The 22,433-nt window shown below is 37.2% G+C and carries 21 protein-coding genes; 19 read left to right on the forward strand and 2 right to left on the reverse strand.

The window, feature by feature from the left end:
- Positions 1-27: 27 nt before the first annotated feature.
- Positions 28-1,239 carry a nucleotidyltransferase gene (locus tag FHR85_RS00235; protein ID WP_167259851.1) on the reverse strand — a complete coding sequence of 404 codons (1,212 nt, stop codon included), beginning with the start codon at positions 1,237-1,239 and terminating at the stop codon, positions 28-30.
- Positions 1,240-1,425: 186 nt separating this feature from the next.
- Between FHR85_RS00235 and FHR85_RS00240 the strand changes: the two genes are divergently transcribed.
- From FHR85_RS00240 to FHR85_RS00255, 4 genes are all read left to right on the forward strand, one after another.
- Complete coding sequence (locus FHR85_RS00240) at positions 1,426-1,986, forward strand: YceD family protein (RefSeq protein WP_167259853.1); 561 nt, start codon at positions 1,426-1,428, stop codon at positions 1,984-1,986.
- A gap of 42 nt (positions 1,987-2,028) precedes the next feature.
- On the forward strand, positions 2,029-2,202 hold the full coding sequence (rpmF, locus tag FHR85_RS00245) for a 50S ribosomal protein L32 (protein ID WP_167259855.1): 174 nt from the start codon (positions 2,029-2,031) through the stop codon (positions 2,200-2,202).
- A gap of 82 nt (positions 2,203-2,284) precedes the next feature.
- Complete coding sequence (locus FHR85_RS00250; protein ID WP_167259857.1) at positions 2,285-3,049, forward strand: enoyl-CoA hydratase/isomerase family protein; 765 nt, start codon at positions 2,285-2,287, stop codon at positions 3,047-3,049.
- 71 nt (positions 3,050-3,120) lie between these two features.
- Positions 3,121-3,567 (forward strand): RsfA family transcriptional regulator, encoded by a 447-nt coding sequence (locus FHR85_RS00255; RefSeq protein ID WP_167259859.1) that lies wholly within the window; start codon positions 3,121-3,123, stop codon positions 3,565-3,567.
- A 54-nt stretch (positions 3,568-3,621) separates the two neighbouring features.
- Here the strand turns inward: FHR85_RS00255 and FHR85_RS00260 are convergent, their stop codons facing one another.
- Entirely contained in the window at positions 3,622-4,098 is a 477-nt protein-coding gene (locus FHR85_RS00260) for an N-acetyltransferase (RefSeq protein WP_167259861.1), read from the reverse strand.
- A gap of 147 nt (positions 4,099-4,245) precedes the next feature.
- On the opposite strand from FHR85_RS00260, the gene FHR85_RS00265 reads away from it, so the two are divergent.
- The 15 genes from FHR85_RS00265 to ftsA all read left to right on the forward strand — a co-directional run bounded on the left by FHR85_RS00265 (position 4,246) and on the right by ftsA (position 22,394).
- A complete protein-coding gene (locus tag FHR85_RS00265) occupies positions 4,246-5,115 on the forward strand; it encodes a ketopantoate reductase family protein (RefSeq protein ID WP_167259863.1) in 870 nt (289 codons plus the stop codon).
- A 3-nt stretch (positions 5,116-5,118) separates the two neighbouring features.
- Positions 5,119-5,490: a DUF3397 family protein gene (locus FHR85_RS00270; protein ID WP_167259865.1), complete on the forward strand. Its 372-nt coding sequence runs from the start codon at positions 5,119-5,121 to the stop codon at positions 5,488-5,490.
- A gap of 43 nt (positions 5,491-5,533) precedes the next feature.
- Positions 5,534-7,159, forward strand: coding sequence for a bacillithiol biosynthesis cysteine-adding enzyme BshC (gene bshC / locus FHR85_RS00275; protein WP_167259867.1), 1,626 nt, complete (start codon positions 5,534-5,536; stop codon positions 7,157-7,159).
- Positions 7,160-7,332: 173 nt separating this feature from the next.
- Positions 7,333-7,764 carry a division/cell wall cluster transcriptional repressor MraZ gene (gene mraZ / locus FHR85_RS00280; RefSeq protein ID WP_167259869.1) on the forward strand — a complete coding sequence of 144 codons (432 nt, stop codon included), beginning with the start codon at positions 7,333-7,335 and terminating at the stop codon, positions 7,762-7,764.
- Positions 7,765-7,787: 23 nt separating this feature from the next.
- Positions 7,788-8,762 carry a 16S rRNA (cytosine(1402)-N(4))-methyltransferase RsmH gene (gene rsmH / locus FHR85_RS00285; RefSeq protein WP_167259871.1) on the forward strand — a complete coding sequence of 325 codons (975 nt, stop codon included), beginning with the start codon at positions 7,788-7,790 and terminating at the stop codon, positions 8,760-8,762.
- A 2-nt stretch (positions 8,763-8,764) separates the two neighbouring features.
- Positions 8,765-9,145, forward strand: a complete 381-nt coding sequence (gene ftsL, locus FHR85_RS00290) for a cell division protein FtsL (protein WP_167259873.1) — start codon at positions 8,765-8,767, stop codon at positions 9,143-9,145.
- A gap of 3 nt (positions 9,146-9,148) precedes the next feature.
- Positions 9,149-11,353, forward strand: a complete 2,205-nt coding sequence (locus tag FHR85_RS00295; RefSeq protein WP_424923971.1) for a penicillin-binding protein — start codon at positions 9,149-9,151, stop codon at positions 11,351-11,353.
- A gap of 207 nt (positions 11,354-11,560) precedes the next feature.
- Positions 11,561-13,501: a stage V sporulation protein D gene (locus FHR85_RS00300; RefSeq protein WP_167259875.1), complete on the forward strand. Its 1,941-nt coding sequence runs from the start codon at positions 11,561-11,563 to the stop codon at positions 13,499-13,501.
- Positions 13,502-13,566: 65 nt separating this feature from the next.
- The gene (locus FHR85_RS00305; protein ID WP_167259877.1) at positions 13,567-15,045 is read left to right on the forward strand and encodes a UDP-N-acetylmuramoyl-L-alanyl-D-glutamate--2,6-diaminopimelate ligase; all 1,479 of its coding nucleotides are present in this window, start codon (positions 13,567-13,569) and stop codon (positions 15,043-15,045) included.
- A 12-nt stretch (positions 15,046-15,057) separates the two neighbouring features.
- Complete coding sequence (locus tag FHR85_RS00310) at positions 15,058-16,410, forward strand: UDP-N-acetylmuramoyl-tripeptide--D-alanyl-D-alanine ligase (RefSeq protein ID WP_167259879.1); 1,353 nt, start codon at positions 15,058-15,060, stop codon at positions 16,408-16,410.
- A gap of 60 nt (positions 16,411-16,470) precedes the next feature.
- A complete protein-coding gene (gene mraY, locus FHR85_RS00315) occupies positions 16,471-17,427 on the forward strand; it encodes a phospho-N-acetylmuramoyl-pentapeptide-transferase (RefSeq protein ID WP_208379571.1) in 957 nt (318 codons plus the stop codon).
- Positions 17,427-18,773 (forward strand): UDP-N-acetylmuramoyl-L-alanine--D-glutamate ligase, encoded by a 1,347-nt coding sequence (gene murD, locus FHR85_RS00320; RefSeq protein WP_167259883.1) that lies wholly within the window; start codon positions 17,427-17,429, stop codon positions 18,771-18,773. The genes mraY and murD overlap by 1 nt, the downstream gene beginning before the upstream one ends.
- A 58-nt stretch (positions 18,774-18,831) precedes the next feature.
- Positions 18,832-19,938 carry a stage V sporulation protein E gene (spoVE, locus tag FHR85_RS00325; RefSeq protein WP_167259885.1) on the forward strand — a complete coding sequence of 369 codons (1,107 nt, stop codon included), beginning with the start codon at positions 18,832-18,834 and terminating at the stop codon, positions 19,936-19,938.
- A gap of 228 nt (positions 19,939-20,166) precedes the next feature.
- The gene (locus FHR85_RS00330; protein ID WP_167259887.1) at positions 20,167-20,961 is read left to right on the forward strand and encodes a cell division protein FtsQ/DivIB; all 795 of its coding nucleotides are present in this window, start codon (positions 20,167-20,169) and stop codon (positions 20,959-20,961) included.
- A gap of 131 nt (positions 20,962-21,092) precedes the next feature.
- Complete coding sequence (ftsA, locus tag FHR85_RS00335; protein WP_167259889.1) at positions 21,093-22,394, forward strand: cell division protein FtsA; 1,302 nt, start codon at positions 21,093-21,095, stop codon at positions 22,392-22,394.
- Positions 22,395-22,433 lie beyond the last annotated feature (39 nt).

The raw sequence follows: 22,433 nt of genomic DNA on the forward strand, positions 1-22,433 counted from the left end.
GTTTTATCTTATATTAGTAATCATCACTTAAGTGATAATCGGCCCTTTAATTTCTTGCCGCTTTAATGAATATCTTTTATGAGGGGGTATAGGACTATAATAGGCATCAGTTGCACGTTCTTCTATGTTTAAGAGTGGATCGTTTAATTGCTGAAGGTTTGATATGAGTGGAACATCTAATGATTTTTTGCGTAAATTAATCCATTCGCGACCCATTGAACTCATACCAAGTAAACGTATATAAGGTGGTTCTTTTCTTTCTTTGTATTGATCAACTTCTGTTTTAGTTGTGTTTGTTAATAAGTGGACAAACATTCTTTGAAGACGTGTCCATGTATAACGTTTCGTTTTTAATCGTTCCATCCAATCTTGAAAATTATTTGCTTGGTTAACTGTTTGTTTAAGACGATATTCCAATCCTTCAATCATACCGTGAATATGACGTAACTGCTCATGAGAATGCGTTTGAACAAGTAATTGAAGGTGTGGAAAATATAGTTCCCATTCATGCCATAATCCACTTGTCTGCTGATAGGTAATCAATTGGTTGATGGTCTCGTCAGGTAATGCCTTTTTTGATAAATCGGATAATTCTCCTTCATTAAACAAGTCTTTACGAATACTTGTTGCTGAAGCGATGGAATAATCGATGGTCTCGTCGTGATAATGACTTTTAGTACGAGTGATGGTTTCGGGTTGAATATAACTATTCAGATGACGGATTGCTTTTACATAGCTAAATCCAAGAATGTTATTCGGTTGACCTAAATCAAGTTTTCCATCGCGTAAACCAATTGCTTCATAGGCTTTGGTGCTAGCTTGAGGAAAAGATTGGCCTTCATTCAAATGGTTTTGTCGTATTTCATTGAACAGGTCTTCGTGTTCATTAAAATAATCGTAATTCTCGGTGAATTCCGTAATATCTCCAGATTCACTTCCGAAGCAAAGATAATCGACACCTAATGCATTTAAAATCGAGACAGCTCCGTGAGCAAAAAGGTCAGCATATTGAACGGCATAGATAAACGGGAGTTCGACTACAACATCAACACCATGCTTAAGGGCTGCTTGGGTACGAGAGAATTTATCAATAATGCCTGGTTCTCCACGTTGTAAGAAAGAACTACTCATGACTGCTACGGTAATTTCTGCATTTGTTTTCGTGCGAGAAGCTTCCTGATGATATAAATGTCCGTTATGAAATGGGTTATATTCAACGATCAGGCCACATGCTTTCATTTAGACTCATCCTTTTTATTATCATTAAGTCTATCGTAGAAATAAATCGCTCAAAAAACAAGGGCGATATGGTATGATGAATATAAATTATATAAAAATGTATGATTTAAGATGGTGTTAAGAAAAAATATTGACAAAAGGCTGAATACCTTTTAAAATAACTCTTGTTGCCTTGAGGTGATTATAATGAATATTGCATTACAAAAAATTGTGGCACATACGCCGTACACAATTACGGAAACGGTTGATGTTAGTGAGTTAGAGGATTTCGATAATGATATTCGCCGGATTGGATCAGTTGATGTTTCGGTTGAAGCTACACTAAATCAAGGTATTTTTACGTTCCGAATAAACATTACTGGTGAAATGATCTTGCCATGTGCAAGGACATTAGTTGATGTGCCTTATCCTTTTACGGTTGAAGCATATGAACAATTCACTCAGGTGGAATATAAAGCCTCAAAAGATGATGAAATCTTTTTCGTTGACCGTGAAGTCCTTGACTTAACGCCTTATATCAAGGAAAATATTTTATTGGAAGTTCCCATTCGCGTTTTTAGTGAAGGTACTAAAATCGAGGATGTTGTTGATGAGCAAGAAGGATTTACTGTTCTAGGTGAAGATGAATATCTAGAAAAAGAAGCGATGCAGCAAAAGAAATTCGAGCAAGAGAAAGAATCAGAACAACAAAAGAAAGTAGATCCTAGACTCTCATCCCTAAAACAATATTTTGAAGATGATGAATAATTCAATCGATCCTAAAACGGACTGATTAAGGAGGTGTAGAACATGGCAGTACCTAAGCGCAAAACATCAAGTAAAGTAAAACGCCAACGTCGTACGCACAAAAAACTACATTTACCAGGTATGGTAGAATGCCAAAATTGTGGTGAATATGCAAAACCTCACCACGTATGTGCAGAATGTGGTCATTACAACGGAAAAGAGGTTGTTGAGAAATAAATCAACAACCCATTAACTAATCAAGATGTCTCAACAAGAGGCATCTTTTTTATTAACTAATCTCATCATGTAGGTGAATATAATGGAAAATTTAATCAATGTGGATTACAATGAATCCTTTAATGTGACAACAATCACTTTAAATCGACCGGAAAAGCGCAATGCTTTATCAGCACAAATGATCCAACAATTACAACAAGCTATTGATCAATTACATAATGATCCACATACAAAACTTGTGATTATTAAAGGTGCAGGAGAAGTTTTTTGTGCGGGTGGTGATTTATCTGAATTTCATGGTGATCTAACGCAACCAGAAGCGCTTACCATGTTAGAGCCGATGAAATCCGTTCTATGGAAGTTAACAACACTATCTGTCCCAACAGTTGCTTGGATGAATGGACTAGCACGAGGTGGCGGCATGGAACTTGCGAGTGCTTGTGATTTTCGCTTTGTTCAATCGGGAAGCAATTATGGATTCACACAAGGTCAACTTGGTATTTCAACTGGTTGGGGTGGTGGCACTTTACTATATGAGCGAATCCATAAACAAGATGCTTATTATTGGTTAGTGACGGCCGATGTTCGTGAGGCTGATCAGTTAATTGCCAATCGCTTTGCTCAAGGGGTATTTTCAAATCATGATGATATTTGGGAAAGTGAGCTTATGAAGCCGTTTCTTAATCGTGACATCGAACAATTAAAACATTGGAAGCAACAATGGTTGCAACAATTTGATTTACAAATGTTAAAAACTCGTATGGATGATGAAGTAAAATCTTGTAGTTATTTGTGGGTTAGTGAAGCACATCATCAAGCCGTTGCTCAATTTTTTAATCGAAAATAAATTCACTAGTCTATCTAATCTTCTAGATGCATACCTTACTAGTAATGATTGCTAGTAAAGGAGGGATAGACATGACGACAAGACAAGATGCATGGACTAAAGATGAAGATCTATTATTGGCTGAAACGGTTATTCGCTACATAAGAGAAGGAAAAACCCAAATGAAAGCATTTCAGTCAGTAGGGGAAAAGCTCAATCGAACTGCTCAAGCTTGTGGCTTTCGTTGGAATGCTAATTTAAGAAAGCATTATGATCAGGCGATTGAACTGGCTAAAAAAGATCGAAAACAATTGGGAAGACAACGATTACAAACTTTTGAAGAAGAGATGCCCAAACAAGAAAGCGAACGATTTGATGATTTGATTGCTCAACTCAAACGCTTAAAACAAGAGTATGGTGAGTTTGAACAACCAGATAAAGTTGAAAAATTACAAGAGCAATTGGAAGCTTACCAAACATGTTTGTCACAAATTCATCATTTAACACGGCCATTTGTAAATGGTTATAAAACAGATTGATTAAAGTAAAAGCACCTCATCCCAATATGAACAAGGGATGAGGTGCTTTTTGTATTATTCACTACCTTTTTCGCTGACACCTTCAGGTAACCAAATGAAAGGATTTTCGCCGAAATCACGTTGTAATTCATAAGTAGCGGGTTGAAAACCTTGTTTTTCCCAGAAACCATGAGAATTAATACGTGCGTTAGTTTTAATAGGTAAATTAAAACTTTTGGCAAAGTCTACTAACTGTTTACCAAATCCACGATTTCTGAAGCTGTTTAAGACTTCCAATTTCCATAGTTGTAAGAAGTCTTGCTGTGGTTCGAAGTAATAGTCATACTTGGCATCAACACGATACAAGCTCATACGAGCAACGAGTTCATCACCATAATATATACCGTAAAATGGTGATTCGCTGTTGTTTTCGATCATATTGTTTTCTAAGTCTTCTAACATTGATAATTCTTGAATACCGTATGCTTTGAATTTTTTAAATTCTTCTAGCGTTCTAAAATTTATTAATAAGGGTTCTACTTTCGTTGGCATGGTTCGGACCTCCTTACGTTTTCTGATACTTATTATAGTACAATCGCACGTTAATGAAAACGATTGTCCTCAGAAATTCCATCCCTAATCGTGATATTTTTTGCTAAAATAAGAAGTGAAGGTACGATAGTGGGTAGGTGAATGGTGATGTCAGTTGGTGTAATTGGTATTGGTGCATTGGGTTTATTTGTCGCACATGAATTAAGTCAAATGGGTTATTCGGTCACTTGTTATGTGAAGCGAGAGGACCAGAAGATTACGCTGGATCGTGAAGGCATACAGAAAGATGATCAAACACCAGTTTATCCGAATGTTCAAATGACGCAAGCACTACAAGCACATGATTGGTTGTTTGTATGTACGAAACAAACAGATTTAGATAATGTTCTAGAACGGATTGATCAAGCGAACGATAAAATTAACCATGTTGTGTTTTTACAGAATGGTCTCGGACATGTTGAAAAGATTAACGCTTTAACGGGCTTGCAAAAGTTTATCGGTGTCTGCGAGCATGGTGTTAAGCGTGAAAATGATCACCATGTTTTACATACAGGGAAAGGGCTTATACGACTGGCTCCTCTTAATCATACAGAAACGTTTAGTTTAAATCACCTTCAACATGATCATTTCCCTATTATTATAGAGGATTCATTACAAAAAACAATAGAAGAAAAACTTGTTATCAATAGCGTTATAAACCCATTAACTGCTATTTACGGTGTTAAAAATGGAACAATATTAAAAGTAAATCGTTTACGACGATTAGCACATCGATTGGTATTAGAAGCAACGGAGGTATTAGATTTAGACGATGAGGTTATTTGGGGTCGGGTTGAGTCAGTATGCCGTAACACAAGTGAAAATACGTCTTCGATGTTAGCGGATATTAAACGTGGAAGACAAACAGAAATAGATTATATGAATGGTTACCTTGTTCAGTTAGCTTCTGAACAATGCCCGACTCATGAATTAATATATCAAATGATAAAGGTGAAAGAATGTTTAAGTGAGGTGTAAGTGGTGGCGTATTTTGGAACGATTATTGCAGTGTTGTCCACTGTTCCATTTTTAACCTTTTTTATTCTATTTTGGGTGTTTAGGAAATGGACTGGACAAGCGTCGCGGTCGACAAAACGAGCTGCCGATTATTCTACTGTGTTATTTCTTTTTGCTGATATTGCTTTATTAGATTACATATTTAATATCGTTCCTTTCTGGGAAACGCTATTAGCTTATATCATTATTTTTGCTATTGTCTTAACCATTCAATGGCGGCGAGAAGAAGAAATAATAATTATTCGAGCGGTTCGTTTTGTTTGGCGCTTAAGTTTTGTTATGTTATCAGTAGCTTATCTTTTGTTAGTGCCTGTAGCTATCTTAATGAATTTGTAATTGAATCGAAAATATAGATGTGTAATTAAAGGAAGGTATCATGATGGACGTACAATCAATAAAATTAGATCAATCCAAATTAATGCAAGATTATCGAGATAGAAAAGAATCAATTTATCAGCATTTTTACTATGATCCGTTTCAAATTAATAACTTCAAACGTCGTCAAGACTATATAACAAAACAAAAGTATCAACGTGAGAATTTAGTCGAAATATTAAAGACGCAGAATCGAAAATGGGGGATGTCGGATCAAGTAGAAAAACAAATTGATACCTTATTAGATCCTAATGCTTCTGTTGTGATTGGTGGTCAACAAACAGGGTTGTTAACAGGTCCTTTATATACCATTCACAAGATTGTATCAATAATCATTCAAGCTAAAGAACAACAAGATTATTTAAAACAGCCTGTTATTCCTGTTTTTTGGATGGCTGGAGAAGACCATGATTTTTTAGAAGTCGATCATGTCTATACGCTTGATGAGAATGAGTTACATAAAACAAGAATTAATGACCAGACTCCGTTTGATGTGAAATTACCACTTTCAAAACGCGAATTACCAAAAGATACGCAAGCGTTTGTAGATCGTGTCTTTGCATCATTCCAAGAAACTGAGCATACGAAAGCAGTTTATGATTTAGTGACGCAAGCTTTATTAGCAAGTGATACCTATGTAGACTTTTTTGCCTGTTTTATTCAACAGTTATTCCAAGAAGAAGGGCTAGTCTTGGTTGATGCAGCAGATGACGATTTGCGCCGAATGGAAAAAGATTATTTCATTAAAATTGTCGATCATCAACAAGAAATCGCAACTTCTGTTGTTAATCGATTGCAAGAATTGTCAAAAGATGATTATCACGTTTCTTTAGATGTAACGGCAACTGATGCACATTTATTCTATCATCATGAAGGTGAACGTTTATTGTTAGAAGTTGATGATTCAGGGGATTTCGTGACGAAAGGTGGAGGAGCTCGTTTCACCAAAGAATCTCTAAAAGAAACGATTGAAGCGTCACCTGAGAAATTCAGCAATAATGTGGTCACCCGACCTCTAATGCAAGAATGTGTATTTCCTGTGTTATCCTTTGTCGGTGGTCCGGGTGAAATTGCTTATTGGGCAGCTTTGAAAGATGCTTTTGTAGCTCTAGACTTGCAGTTGCCAATTGTAACGCCACGTTTATCTTTAACTTTAATGAAACGGAATCACCAAACATTGTTAAATGACTATCAAATAAACGCGACGGATTTGATTAATTATGGAACTTACCAAGACAAGATGAATTGGTTAAAACGTCAAACTCAGTCGCCTATTGACGAAACAGTGAATGAAGTGAAGAAACAATTCACCCAGGATCATAAGCCACTACAAGATTTAGCGGCATCGATTAGCTCTGATTTACACGATCTAACTCAAACGAATCTGGATCAAATTCAAGAACAAATCAATTATATAGAAAACCGATTAATGCAGGCAGTAAAGGAAAAAAACCAAGTAACTGTTAATCATTTTGATACACTAGACTTGTTCTATAGACCGGAGGGTGGTTTACAAGAGCGGATTTGGAATATCACTTATTGGTTGAATGAAATTGGGTTATCATTACCCCAAGAATTAACCAAGTTGCCAGCTCGTTGGGAACAAGATCACCAACTTGTTTATCTGTAACCACTGAGTCACCACCCGCTACCACTTTTCTACCACACTAAAAAAACCTCTATATAGCAAGGATTGAACACGTATAGTTTAAACTATACGTGTATTTTTTTGATAAATTTTAAATACATGGTGGTGAAAAGTGGAGCGATGTGGTAAACTTGTTGAAAAGGTGGGCAAAGTCTATGTTCATGGGAGAATATCAACACAATATAGACGCAAAAGGACGTATGATTGTGCCGTCCAAGTTTCGTGAAGGACTTGGTCAAACTTTCGTCGTCACGCGCGGATTAGACAAGTGTTTATTTGCATACCCTATGGACGAGTGGAAGCAATTAGAAGAGAAATTGAAGCAGCTTCCATTGACGAAGAAAGATGCCCGAGCATTCACGCGTTTCTTCTTTTCAGGCGCAGTGGAATGTGAAATTGATAAGCAAGGAAGAATTAACATCCCTTCATCACTTCGGTCGTATGCCAATTTGGACAAGGAATGTACTGTTATTGGTGTTTCAAACCGAGTTGAATTATGGGCGAAAGAATTTTGGGATGAATACGTAGAAGGCTCTGAGGATTCCTTTAGCGAAATTGCAGAGAATCTACTTGATTTTGATATTTAATGTGACGAAAAGAGGCAAACCCCATGTTTGATCATTATAGTGTACTAAATGAAGAGACAATTAAAGGGCTTAATGTTCGTCCTGATGGAATTTATGTTGATTGTACGCTAGGTGGTGCTGGTCATGCCCAACGTATTTGTGAACTCTTGAATAGTGATGGACGCTTTATAGCTTTTGATCAAGATCAAACAGCTCTAGAATATGCCCAATCATTACTACAAGGTTATGAAGCTCAAACAAACTTTATGAATCGAAATTTTGTTACATTGACAGAAACTTTAGATGAATTAGGAATTTCTGAAGTTGATGGTATTTTATTCGATTTAGGCGTATCTTCACCCCAATTGGATGAAGGTGAACGTGGATTTAGTTTTCATAAAGATGCACCATTAGATATGCGAATGGACCAGTCAGAAGATTTAACAGCTTATCAAGTTGTTAATGAGTGGTCTTATGAAAGTTTGGTTAGCATCTTTTTTAGATATGGGGAAGAGAAATTTTCTAAACAAATTGCTAGGCAGATTGAGCGAAAAAGAGAAGAAAAGCCAATCGAAACAACATTAGAATTGGTTGATGTCATCAAAGAAGCAATACCAGCCTTTGCTAGACGTAAGGGTGGTCATCCTGGCAAACGGATATTCCAAGCTATTCGAATTGCTGTGAATGACGAACTAAACGTTTTTCAAGATGCATTGCATCAAGCAGCAAGAAAATTAGCTGTTGGTGGACGTTTAGCTGTTATTACATTTCATTCATTAGAAGATCGGATTTGCAAACAAGCGATGAAGAAATGGAGTTCAGAACCACCTATTCCTAAAGATATTCCGTTGTTACCCGAAGAAGTACAACCACCGTTTGAGATGATAACACGTAAACCAATCGTTCCTTCTGAAAGTGAATTGGATGAGAACAGACGATCTCGATCGGCTAAATTACGTATCGTTGAAAAAGTGACTGAATGGGACGAAAAATATGCACTAGAAGAAAGGAGAAGTTAAACATGGCGCTTGAGGAAGTTAGGTCGTATCACGTTCAAGAACCTGTTCAACCCACGAGAAGACAAGATGATCAACACAGCCCACAACAACCACCTGTTCAAAAACCTTGGTTTACAAAAGGTGAGAAAGTTATTTATATTTGTGGGATATTAATAATTGCAGTTATGGCAACATTTGTTGTGAATTTTTCTTCTTCAGTTGATTCATTAAATCGTGATGTCGAACAATTAGATTCTCAATTAACTGAGGTAAGAACACAAAACGATTCATTACATGCTAATGTTCAAGAGCTTAGTAACCCTAATCGTATCTTAACAATTGCTGAAGAGAATGGATTGAACATTCGCCATGCAGAAGTGAAACAAGCGTCGAGTATGCCATAAGGTGTGATCATCTTGAAGAAGAACCAAATGAATTTCATGTTACTCGGTGTTGTCGTTATTTTTTCATTTTTATTTCTCGTAATTTTAGGTCGCTTTCTATACATACAAGCGACAGGAGAAGTTCATAATGTTGATTTGGTTAAATACGGAGAGAACATGCGTGAAACGGAAGAAGTTGTGCCAGCAGAACGTGGTTTGATTTATGATCGTTCGGGCATGGTTTTGGCCGACAATCAGCCAGTTTATAATATGTATGCGATCTTAGATGAATCCTATACCGGAGATTCTTCATCGCCTCTCCATGTTAAAGATGTTGATCGTACGGCTTCTGAACTAGCATCTGTTTTAGATGCTAAACAAGCCGAAATTAAGGAGATCCTTTCCAATGGTGTAGAGGAAAATCGGTATCAAACAGAATTTGGCCAAATAGGAAAAGGATTATCTGAAAAAACTTATGAAGAAATAAAATCACTTGATTTACCAGGAATATATTTCAATGAATCACTCGATCGTTACTATCCTAATGGGTTATATGCATCGCAGGTGATTGGCTATACAGGTTATGGCGGTGAAAATAATAACCAAATCACTGGTGTGTATGGTATTGAACGACGATATAATGAAGAATTGACAGGTCAAAACGGTTATGTCAATTATCAACAAGATAGTTATGGTGACCCTATTCGAAATGCTGATAAAAATGTTCAGGCACCAGAAGACGGTAATAATTTGCATTTAACAATTGATCAGAAAATCCAGTCCTTTTTAGAGGATGCATTGACTACCGTTGAAAATGAATATGATCCAGAAAGAATTATGGCAGGAGTTATGGACCCTGATACTGGCGAAGTTTTAGCCATGTCAAATCGACCAACATTTAACCCGAATAAACGAGAAAATATCGAAAATTGGTATAATGATATGATTTCGTCACCATTTGAACCAGGTTCAACAATGAAGATTTTCACCGTTGCATCTGCAATGGAAGCAGGTGTTTATAATGGACAAGCAACATATGAATCAGGTGAATTTAAAATTAATGAACAAGGTCGATCTATACATGACCATGACGTAGATGGTTGGGGGACGATTACTTTTGACGAAGGAGTTCTAAGATCCTCTAACGTCGCTATGGCTGAACTATTATGGAATTATATGGGACCAGACACTTATATGGATTATCTAGAAGCGTTTCACTTCGATCGTAAAACAGGAATTGATATTAATGGTGAACGTATAGGTCGCATATCATATGGTGGTCCTTGGGAACAAATCACAACCGCATATGGTCAAGGTTCAACTTTCACGCCAATGCAAATTATGAAGGCTGCCACTTCATTTGCTAATGGTGGAAAAATGGTGAAACCTTATGTTGTTTCTCATATCACAGATTCGGAAACTGGAGATAAGGTTAAGGAAACTGAACGTGAAGTTGTAGGTCAACCGATTAGTGAAGACACAACGGAACAAATGAAAGACTTATTAGGTCGGGTTGTGACAGCAGAAGAAGGTACGGCTGGTGCATTTGAACTTAATCAGTATTCATCATTCGGTAAGACTGGTACTGCATCAATACCTGATCCAGAAACAGGTCTATATATGAAGGGTGGAGGCAACTATGTCTTTTCTTATATAGGTATGGCACCTAAAGATGACCCTGAATTGATGATGTATGTAGCGGTTAAACAACCAGATGTTGAATATCGTTACCAAGGTAGTGAAACAACGTCTTTTATCTATAACACTGTTATGGAAAACAGTTTAAATTACCTTGATGTAACCCCTGATCAAGAGAATGTTGATCAAACTAAGAAGCAAAGCCTTAACGATGTAACAGGCCAATCAACGGATGAAGCTGTCGCGACATTAGAAGAGAAGGGCTTGAATGTAGAGGTTATAGGTTCAGGTGAGCAAATCAAATCTATGTGGCCTGCGGAGAATACAGAAGTTGTAGCTAGTCAAAGAGTGTTACTTCAAACTAATGGAGAATTAACAATGCCTGATATGACTGGTTGGACATTACGTGATGCTTTAGCTTTCGGTAGATTGAATGATTTAGAGTTAGATTATATAGGAACAGGATTTGTACAGAAACAAAATATAAAACCAGGTGCAACCTTTGAATCTAATCAAAAGTTAGTATTAGAACTATCTGATACTAGCGGAGAAGCTGATCAAGAAAATCAAGATAACGATGAAGAAGAATAGATCGTCATACTAGATCTATACTTTTTGAAATTTTTATTCTAGAACCCAGATGATTTCTATATTTGAAATCATCTGGGTTTTTTCATGACAATTATTAAATTATGAATCACAACAGAATCAAGATGATGAAAGCAACAGGTGATATATTGATCGTTTCATACATATTATGAGTACAAGCTCATTATTGTGAATAAAAGGGGTATGAAGATGAAACGAATTTCTTTTGTGACTGTTCGAAAACGACTCGTCATATTGCTGTGTTTGTTAGCTGTCTATTTTTTGATTATGATTGTTAAATTAGCTTATGTTCAATTGGTTTCCAGTCCAGAAATACTAGCAAAGGCAGAAGATTTGTGGAGTCGAGATATACCTTTTCAAGCAGAACGGGGGCAGATTATTGACCGTGAAGGTGATGTTCTGGTCGAAAATGAAGTAGCGCCCAGTCTAGTTATTGTACCCCGACAAGTGGAAAATGTGGATGAAGTGGTAGATGAAATATCTCAGATTATTGATATTGAACAAGATAAATTACGAGACCATGTGACGAAAGAAGTCTCAGTTGAAGCGATTCACCCTGAAGGCCGTCAATTGTCTGATGAACAAGCCGATAAAATACGTTCTTTAAATTTACCAGGTTTATATTTGGCAGAGGATTCAATTCGCCATTATCCAAATGATGATGACTTGGCGCATGTTTTAGGTTTTACAGGGATCGATAACCAAGGGTTAATGGGACTTGAAGCAAGTTATGATGATGTTTTAAGTGGTGAGTCAGGTGCTTTATCATTTTTCTCTGATAATAAAGGTCGTAGGTTGGAAAATCGATCCAATCGTTACTCGCCACCGCGTGATGGTGATCATCTAGCTTTAACAATTGATAAAGATGTTCAATCAATCATTGAACGAGAGTTAGATCAAGTCGTTGCAGAATATAATCCAGATGGAGCGATGGCTGTCGTTATGGACCCATCTAACGGGGAAGTTCTAGCTATGTCAAGTCGTCCAACATTCCACCCGAATAACTATCAATCTGTAGAACCTAGTGTTTATAATCGTAACCTTCCAGTTTTCAGTACATATGAACCAGGTTCAACTTTTAAAATTGTGACCCTTGCTGCTGCCTTAGAAGAAGGTGTAGTTGACTTGGAAGATGATAGTTATCATGATCATGGTCATACGAAAGTAGGCGGGGCACGTCTTCGTTGTTGGAAAAGTGGAGGCCATGGCGATCAATCTTATTTAGAAGTTGTTCAGAACTCATGTAACCCTGGTTTTGTTAATTTAGGTCAAAAGTTAGGGGAAGAACGACTATTTTCATATATTGATACATTCGGATTTGGTCAAAAAACAGGTATTGACTTGGAAGGTGAGAGTAAAGGAATTATATTCGATGAAAGTCAAGTTGGGCCTGTAGAATTAGCGACCACAGCTTTTGGGCAAGGGGTTTCTGTTACACCTATACAACAATTAACTGCGGTTTCTGCTGCAATTAATGGCGGATATCTGTATGAACCCCATGTTGTAAAAGGCATTGTTGATGGTCAAACTGGAGATATGAAAGAAAGTAAAGAACCCACTTTGAGAGATAAAGTCATTTCAGAATCAACGTCTGAAGAAGTGCGAAATGCTTTAGAACATGTGGTGGCAAAAGGAACAGGTAGAGGTGCTTATGTTAATGGTTACCGTGTAGGAGGTAAAACAGGAACAGCTCAAAAAGTTGGGCCAGATGGCAATTACTTAGATAATAATCATATTGTATCTTTTATGGGTTTTGCACCAGCAGATGATCCTGAATTACTTGTTTATATTGCCGTTGATAATCCTAAAGACGTTATTCAGTTTGGTGGGGTTGTGGCCAGTCCAATTGCAGGTCGAATCATTGAAGATTCTTTACGAGAGTTAGACGTTCCAAAAAGAGATGACGGTTTAGCGAAAGATTTCCAATGGCCAGAGCAACCTACAGTAGAAGTACCAGAGCTTATTGGGGAGTCGGTTGATGATCTCTCGCGTTATTTAACAAATGTGACAATTGATGCGCAAGGTGAAGGGGACACGGTCATTTCGCAATCACCAGCTGCAGGTGAAGTGGTTGAATCAGGTTCAACCATACGTGTATTTTTGGGTGATACAGAAAAAGACGAAAATTGAGTTCCTCGACTTAGACAGAATTTGTTATAATAGTATAGGTAAACTGTATTAAAGGTAGTGATTATATGAACTTATACGAATTAATTCAATCAACACAAACGATAAATGCTATAGATCGAGAAACTATTCAGGAAATAGAAATTGCAGCTATTGAAATGGATTCTAGACAAGTAAGCAATGGGGCACTATTCATTTGTATGGAAGGTTTGACAGTAGATGGTCACGATTATGCTGGGTTAGCTGTTGAACAAGGTGCTAAAGCGATCGTTGCTGAAAAACAGGTGGATGTCGATGTGCCAGTTATATTAGTACCAAGTGCTGTCCATGTTTTAGCGGATTTAGCTAATACGTTTTATGGCTATCCAAGTGAAAGCATGAACGTAATTGGAATTACTGGGACTAATGGAAAAACAACCTTAACGTATTTACTTGATGCAATCTTCTCAGAAGTAGGACAAAAGACTGCTGTGATAGGCACAATAGATATGAAAATAGGTGATAAACGAATCCCTGTTGAAAACACAACGCCTGATGCCCTATTTTTACATAGACACTTACATTTAATGCGTGAAGAAAATGTTGATACCGTGATCATGGAAGTATCCTCACATGCTTTAAAACAAGGAAGAGTGCTAGGTATTGATTTCGATGACGCTGTTTTTACGAACCTATCACAAGACCACCTTGACTATCATCCGCACATGGATGATTATGCTTATGCGAAGTCGTTATTATTTGCGCAATTAGGACAGTCGTTACAAGGTAAAACTAAATCAGCCGTCATTAATATAGATGACTCATACAGTGGTGTCATGATGAGGTCAACCGCTCAATCAATTATTTCATATAGTTTAGAACAATCAGCGGTTATTCAAGTTGAAGACTATGAGTTGTCCCCGCATGGATTATCATTCGTGGTGAAGACGCCGCTTGGTGATATTCCAATTACCACGAAAATGTCAGGTAAGTTTAATATATATAATATATTGGCTGCAATTGGCGTAGCTTATCGACATGAATTATCATTAGAGATGATTAAAAGTGCCATCGAACAACTACAAGGTGTTCCTGGTCGATTTGAATTGGTAGATGCCAACCAAGATTACACGGTTGTTGTTGATTACGCGCATACTCCTGATTCTCTTTTAAATGTGTTGCAAACAATTGAAGAATTAAAACAAGGGCGAGTTATTACGATTGTTGGTTGTGGAGGAGACCGTGATCGTTCAAAACGACCGAAAATGGCTGATGCCGCTATAGCCTATAGTGATGAAGTTATATTCACTTCCGATAATCCTCGAACAGAAGATCCGCATGCCATTTTGAAAGACATGACTAATCACTTAGATGAAAGTAACTATTTTAAGGTGATTGAAAGCAGGCGAGACGCGATTAAAGCAGCCATTGACAACGCGGGTGAGCGTGATATGATTTTAATTGCTGGTAAGGGTCATGAAACTTATCAAGATGTTGCTGGTGAACGTCATCATTTCGATGATCGAGAGGTAGCACGTGAATTAATTTTAGCGCGGCAAAAGTCATAAAGGAGCAGGACAATGACTAAATTTACTTTTAATTTTCTAAACCAACTTTTCCCAGAATTTTCAGGGGACATACAAGAAGAAGTACAGATACAAGAAATTTATACTGATAGCCGAAAATCGGTATCTCAAGGGTTATTCGTGCCAATCATTGGTGAACGTTTCAATGGGCACGATTTTGTTTTGCAGGCTATAGATAAGGGAGCTGTCGCAGTTATTTGGCAGAAGGACCAACCATTCCCTGAAAACAAACCTGACAGTATACCGTTTTTCCTCGTTGATGACTCATTAACGGCTCTGCAAGAATTGGCACAAGCCTATCGAAACAAAATTAATCCAACAGTAATTGGTATAACAGGGTCAAACGGTAAAACGACAACAAAAGAAATTATAAGTTCTAGTTTGAAACCTTTTTATCAGGTTTCTAAGACTGAAGGTAACTTAAATAACTTAATTGGAATGCCCCTATCCATTCTGGCAATGCCTCAAAATACTGAGGTACTCGTATTAGAAATGGGAATGAATCAATTCGGTGAAATAGCCCGCTTATCAGAAATAGCCCAACCTGATATTTCTGTCATCACTAATATTGGCGAATCACATATAGAATACTTGGGTAGTCGCAAAGGCATTTCACAAGCTAAATTAGAAATCGTTGAAGGGATGAAGAAATCTGGGTTAGTCATTGTGGATGGAGATGAACCACTATTAAATGTCACTTTATCTCAGCAGATGCTTACCTGTGGTTTTGCGAATGAATTGAATTATGTTGTTTCCCAAATTGAACAGCATGATGATCAAACCACTTTCATGATCAATGAAATGCCTGTATCGATTCCATTACTGGGTAGTCATCAAGCGAAAAACAGTGCATATGCGCTTGCTGTTGGTCGTGCTTTAGAGATTCCAGAAAGAGAGATGGTTCAAACATTAGCGGACTTAACTTTGCCTGGTATGAGATTCGAACAAATCGAAACAGAATCAGGTGCTTTCTTGATTAATGATGCCTACAATGCGTCAGCTACATCTATGAAAGCATCTATTGATGTAGTCAAAAACATGAAACAACAAAATAAAGTTCTCGTTTTAGGGGATATTTTTGAGTTGGGCGAGCATCTTGAAGCAGAACACAAGAAAGTAGGAGCATCAATAGATTCTGACATCACTGCATTAATTACAATTGGTGATGCTAGTCGTTTTATTCATGAGGGTTTATCTGACAACTTTAAAGGATATAAAACTCATGTTAGGTCTAATGAAGACGCTAGTTCTTTAATTAAGCCTTATTTAAAAAACGATAGTGTTATTTTATTCAAAGCTTCTAGAGGTATGCAGTTGGAGAAAATTATTGATGAGTTAATGAATTAATTTTTTATATGTAGAAGAAAGGAAGTTCTAATTGTGTCACAGTCGATTATCTTGTTTACCATGGCGGTGGGTTTTTTAATAACCGTGATGTGTTCACCAATATTTATTCCGTTTCTAAAACGATTGAAATTCGGTCAAAGCATTCGCGAAGAAGGACCGGAATCACATCAAGTTAAATCTGGTACACCAACTATGGGTGGATTAATGATCATATTCGCTACCGTTATAGCTAGTTTGGCGCTTACATGGTTTGAGACAGAACTATTTATGACTAAAGAATTAGCGATTGCACTCATTGTACTAGTTGGTTATGGCTTGATTGGATTTTTAGACGATTTTATTATTATTGTTAAAAAACGTAATTTAGGTTTAACTTCAAAACAAAAAATGCTCGCTCAGGTTGTCATTGCAGTTGTTGTTTATTGGATATTACATAATAGTGATTTCTCAACGGCTGTTACACTACCTGGTACAGATTTATCGCTAGAATTCGGTTGGCTTTATAGTGTACTTATTTTACTCATGCTTGTCGGCACATCGAATGCCGTTAATCTAACAGATGGATTAGATGGTTTAGTTTCAGGAACAGCATCGATTGCTTTCGCTGCTTTTGGTATTATTGGTTGGGCTTATGGTTTACCGTCAGAAATTGTTATTTTCACATTTGCAATGGTAGGGGCACTATTAGGCTTTCTAGTCTTTAATAGTCATCCTGCTAAAGTTTTTATGGGTGATACAGGTTCTCTTGCAGTAGGTGCATCATTAGCAATTATTGCGATTTTAATGAAATTAGAATTATTATTAATTCTAATTGGTGGTGTATTTGTTGTTGAGACTTTATCAGTTATGTTACAAGTTGTTGTGTTTAAAGCTACTGGACAAAGAGTCTTGAAAATGAGCCCACTACATCACCATTATGAATTAAGTGGTTGGTCTGAGTGGCGAGTTGTAGCTACTTTCTGGACTGTAGGGTTTATTTGTGCAGCATTAGGCGTTTACATCGAGGTGTTTATTTAGTGAAAACGTTAAAGAATTTTCCATATCAACATGTACTTGTATTAGGTTTAGCTAAGAGCGGACAAGCAGCTGCTCAATTACTATATGATAGTCATATTTCATTTGCGATTAATGATAAGCAATCATTTGAACAAAACGAAACGGCTCAATACTTCGCTGGCTTGGGTGTCGACGTCGTCACAGGTGATCATCCTTTATCAGTTTTAGATGGTGTGGATCTTGTAGTCAAGAACCCGGGGATCCCTCATCAACATGTTATTGTTGCTGAAGCTGAAAAACAAGGTGTGCCTGTTGTAACTGAAATAGAACTAGCGTATCTCTTAGTCGATGGGCCACTTGTTGCCATTACAGGAACGAACGGTAAAACGACAACGACAACACTCATCCATCGAATTTTAGATGAAGCAGGATTAAACCCACTTCTAGCAGGTAATATTGGTGTGGTTGCCTCAGAAGTTGTTCGTGAACAGAAGCCAGGTCAACCAGTTGTCATGGAGTTATCATCTTTTCAGCTAAAAGCTATTCATCAGTTCAAACCAGACATTGCAGTGTTGTTAAATATTACGGAAGCTCATCTTGATTATCATCAAACGCTTGAGGATTATGTTAATTCCAAGTTACGTTTAGTTGAACGGCAAACAGCAGAAGATTTTGTTGTATATAATCATGATGACTCCACAATTACATCAAACCATGAATCGTTTCAGGCGAAACAAACACCGTTTTCTATGATAAATTCTATGCCTCATGGTGTTTCATGCCTTGATGGCGACCTATACATTGGCAAAGAGAAGTTAATGGCTAAACGTGATGTCGCCTTACCTGGTGACCATAATTTAGAGAATGTGTTAGCTAGTATTGCTGTAGCTTCTCAGTTTAATGTTCCTCACTCAGTTATTGAATCGGTGTTAAAGCAATTTATAGGGGTTAAGCATCGTTTACAATTTGTGAAATCTCTTGATGGTCGTTATGTTTATAATGACTCAAAAGCCACCAATATCTTGGCGACCACAAAAGCTATCCAGGCTTTTTCCAATCCAATTGTTTTAATTGCTGGCGGATTAGATCGTGGTGTTTCATTTGATGAGCTCATTGAGCAATTTGATAGCGTAAAATACTGTGTAGCATATGGTGAGTCAGCACAGAAGATTGCGCAATCAGCTTATGAACATGATTTTCATGCTGTAACAATTTGCGAAGATATAGTTGAAGCAACAAATGAAGCCTACCAGCAAAGTGAAGCAGGTGACGTCATTTTATTATCCCCAGCATGTGCCAGTTGGGATCAGTTCAAAACATTTGAAGATCGTGGTGACATGTTTATCGAAGTCGTGCATAAGCTCTAGTGAGGGGCTTGTCCATGACGTAAGCCCCAACTTCCTCTTTGAAGTTAGGGGTGTTTTTTTGTTCAAATCACATCACTCTGTTGATCGATTTTTATTATTTGCAATTATTTCATTATTAGTGATTGGCTTGCTTATGGTTTATAGTGCATCATCAGTCTGGTCAGAATACAAGTTCGATGATCCAACATTTTATTTGAAACGACAAGCGTTGTTTGCCTTTCTTGGTTTATTAGGTATCATTTTTATGATTAAAACGCCGTATGAACAGTTTTTGAAATTCGCTGTCATTATTTATGGAGCGTGTTTCATATTTTTAATCATTGTATTAATCCCTGGTATTGGCATGGTACGTGGAGGTGCCCAGAGCTGGGTAGGCGTTGGTGCGTTTAGCATACAGCCGAGCGAATTTATGAAAGTGGGCGTGATCCTGTTATTCGCAGCGTGGTTACCTAAGTGGCAAGATCGATTGCATCAATTTAAAAAGGGATTTTTCCCACTATTATTGTTGTTGATTATTCCTTTTGGTCTTATAATGCTACAACCTGATCTAGGGACAGGGGTTGTATTAGTCGGTACAGGAATGTTGATGCTTTATATAGCTGGTGCAAAAATAAGTCATTTTGTTTCGTTAGCAATGCTTGGATTGGTTGGATTTGTGGCCCTTATCGCATCTGCACCGTATCGCATTAATCGAATTACAGCCTTTTTAAATCCGTGGGAGGACCCTTTAGGTGATGGGTTTCAAATCATTCAGTCATTATATGCCATTGGTCCAGGTGGTTTATTGGGGCTCGGGTTTGGTGAGAGTATGCAGAAATATTTTTATCTCCCTGAACCACAAACAGATTTTATTTTTGCAATCATTGCTGAAGAATTAGGCTTAATCGGTGGTAGTGTGATCATTGGACTGTTTTTTATCATTATCTGGCGTGGAATTATTATAGCCTTAAACGTTGAGGATTTAAGCGCTTCATTATTAGCGTTTGGCATTACGGCTATGTTTTCTATTCAAGTTATGATTAATATTAGTGTTGTGATTGGATTAATACCTGTAACTGGAATAACATTACCATTACTGAGTTATGGTGGATCATCACTAACTATTACATTAATCTCGCTAGGATTATTGTTAAATATTAGTCAATATGCGAAAATAAAAACGTAAATAGAGATTTACTTTGGCTCGCTAACATAGCGAGCTTGTTTTTATGTTTGGCTCTTTTAATCAATTAATGTTTAAATAGTGAAGCCAAAATTTTGAGAAAATCTTTAATTTAGCCCCAAATACCTTATTATTATTACGAAAATCTATGCTATAATGGGTTAATAAATTGATAAGATAGGATGACTGTCACTTCATAAAGTGATAAGTCTGTAAGGAGCCGCTTTAACGATGGCTGATGATCAAGAAAAAGTTGTTTCGTTAGAAGAACGCATGCCGCAATTAAAACATTCGCGCAAAAGACGTGCAAACCGGCGATTTTATATGGTTATGATCTTGATTATATTATTAATCCTAATTATAGTTTACATACAATCGCCACTTAGTCATGTCAAGTCGATTGAAACGACCGGCAATTCAACTCTAGAAACTGAAAAAATAGTTGAACTATCATCTGTGCAATTAGATGATTCTTTTTGGCAACTGAAATTAAATGAAATAAAAGAGCAGGTAGAGCAACATCCTGAAATTGAAAAGGTTGAAATATCAAGAGAATGGTATAATACAGTCCTTATATCGGTGTCTGAATATGAACGTGTTGCTTATCAACAGTCAGGTGATTATTTCTATCCAATCTTGCAAAATGGTGAACGATTAGAGCGTGTCGAATTAAAGTTACCACGTGAAGACGCACCTTTACTCCATAATTTTGAAGGGGAGTTTTTACAAGATGTTGCAAAACAAATGGCTAGTATGCCTGATTCCATTTCACGGTTAATATCTGAAATATATTACGAACCAAATGATCAGGATCAACGGCGTGTTCGGCTTTTCACAATAGACGGACAAGAAATTATTGCAACGATTGATCAATTAGCTGATAAGATGGAATCCTATCCATCCATTGCAGCGCAGATTCAAGAAGAATCAATGGAAGGTGTTCTTCATCTTGATGTCGGTGCATATTTCGTCCCTTACGAATCAAGTGACGATGAGGAGCGGGTCGAGATTGATAATGGTTCGTAAAAAATGTAGAAAGTTGTAAGATTATGCAGGGATTCAGCCTTCTTTAGTTGAATTATTATACATTAGAAGTTTAAGCGCATTGGATGCGTTGAATCGATATAGAAAACGGAGCAGTTACTGGAGGTGCAATCATGAACCGAAGTGAAATTTTGGTGAGTTTGGATATAGGGACATCCAAAGTGAAGGTCATCATTGGAGAAGTTTCAAATGACACGATTAATGTTATCGGTGTTGGAACAGCAGAATCATCAGGAATGAAGAAAGGTGCTATTGTTGATATTGATCAAACCGTTCATGCTATTCAAAGCGCCGTAGATCAAGCGGAAAGAATGGTTGATATGACAATTCAACGTGTCGTTGTATCGATTAACGGCGATCATATTCAATTACAAGATTGTCATGGTGTTGTCGCTGTATCGAGTGAGACGCGTGAAATAGAACAAGAAGATATTGCAAGAGTGATAGAAGCATCACAAGTTATGCAAATCCCTCCTGAGCGTGAAATTGTCGATGTTATTCCAAGACAATTTATTGTTGATGGACAGGATGAAATCTCAGATCCTCGTGGCATGATTGGTGTTCGGTTAGAAATGCAAGGAACATTAATCACTTGTGGTAAAACAAACCTACATAACATATTAAAATGTGTTGAGCGAGCAGGATTACATGTGGAGGATATTAGTTTACAACCACTTGCTGCTGGTGAAGTCGCTTTATCACAAGACGAAAAAACATTAGGTGTCGGTTTAGTAAATGTTGGTGCTGGAAGTACAACAGTATCCTTCTTTGCGGATGGCCATCTAATTAATACATCTGTTATACCCCTTGGTGGAGACAATGTTACTAAAGATATTTCTATCGTATTAAAGACTTCAACTGAAGAGGCTGATCAGATTAAACTAAATCATGGTCATGCTCAATTAGAAACAGCAAATGAAGATCATACTTTTCAAGTGACATCGATAGGTAATGATGAAACGAAAACAGTTAGCCAAGTTGAAATTGCTGAAATTATTGAAGCTCGTTTAGATGAGATATTCCAATTTGTTTTACAAGAATTTCGACGGATGGGTTATCCAGACTTACCTGGTGGGTATGTACTAACTGGAGGACTTATGCAATTACCAGGTGTTGTTGATTTAGCACGTGATACATTCAGAACCAATGTTCGTTTGTCTGTGCCAAAGCATATTGGGGTTCGTGAGCCACAATTCTCAGTTGGCTTAGGTACCTTGCAATTCGCCTATCGAAATGCGAAAATACAAGGTAAAGAGTTTGGCAGTGGTATTAAGACACAACAGTCAAACCTAGAACCTAATACGAAACCAAAACAACAACAACCAAAACAAGAGCAACCTAAACGTAAGGAAAAGGAACAAACGAAAGATAAAGAAGGTTTCATGAAGAAAATACAAAACTACTTCTTTGATTAATTGCACGTTTCCTTCAAAGGTAGTATGAGTTGGGAATAA

The organism is Alkalibacillus almallahensis, assembly GCF_011761495.1.
Taxonomy (GTDB): domain Bacteria; phylum Bacillota; class Bacilli; order Bacillales; family Alkalibacillaceae; genus Alkalibacillus; species Alkalibacillus almallahensis.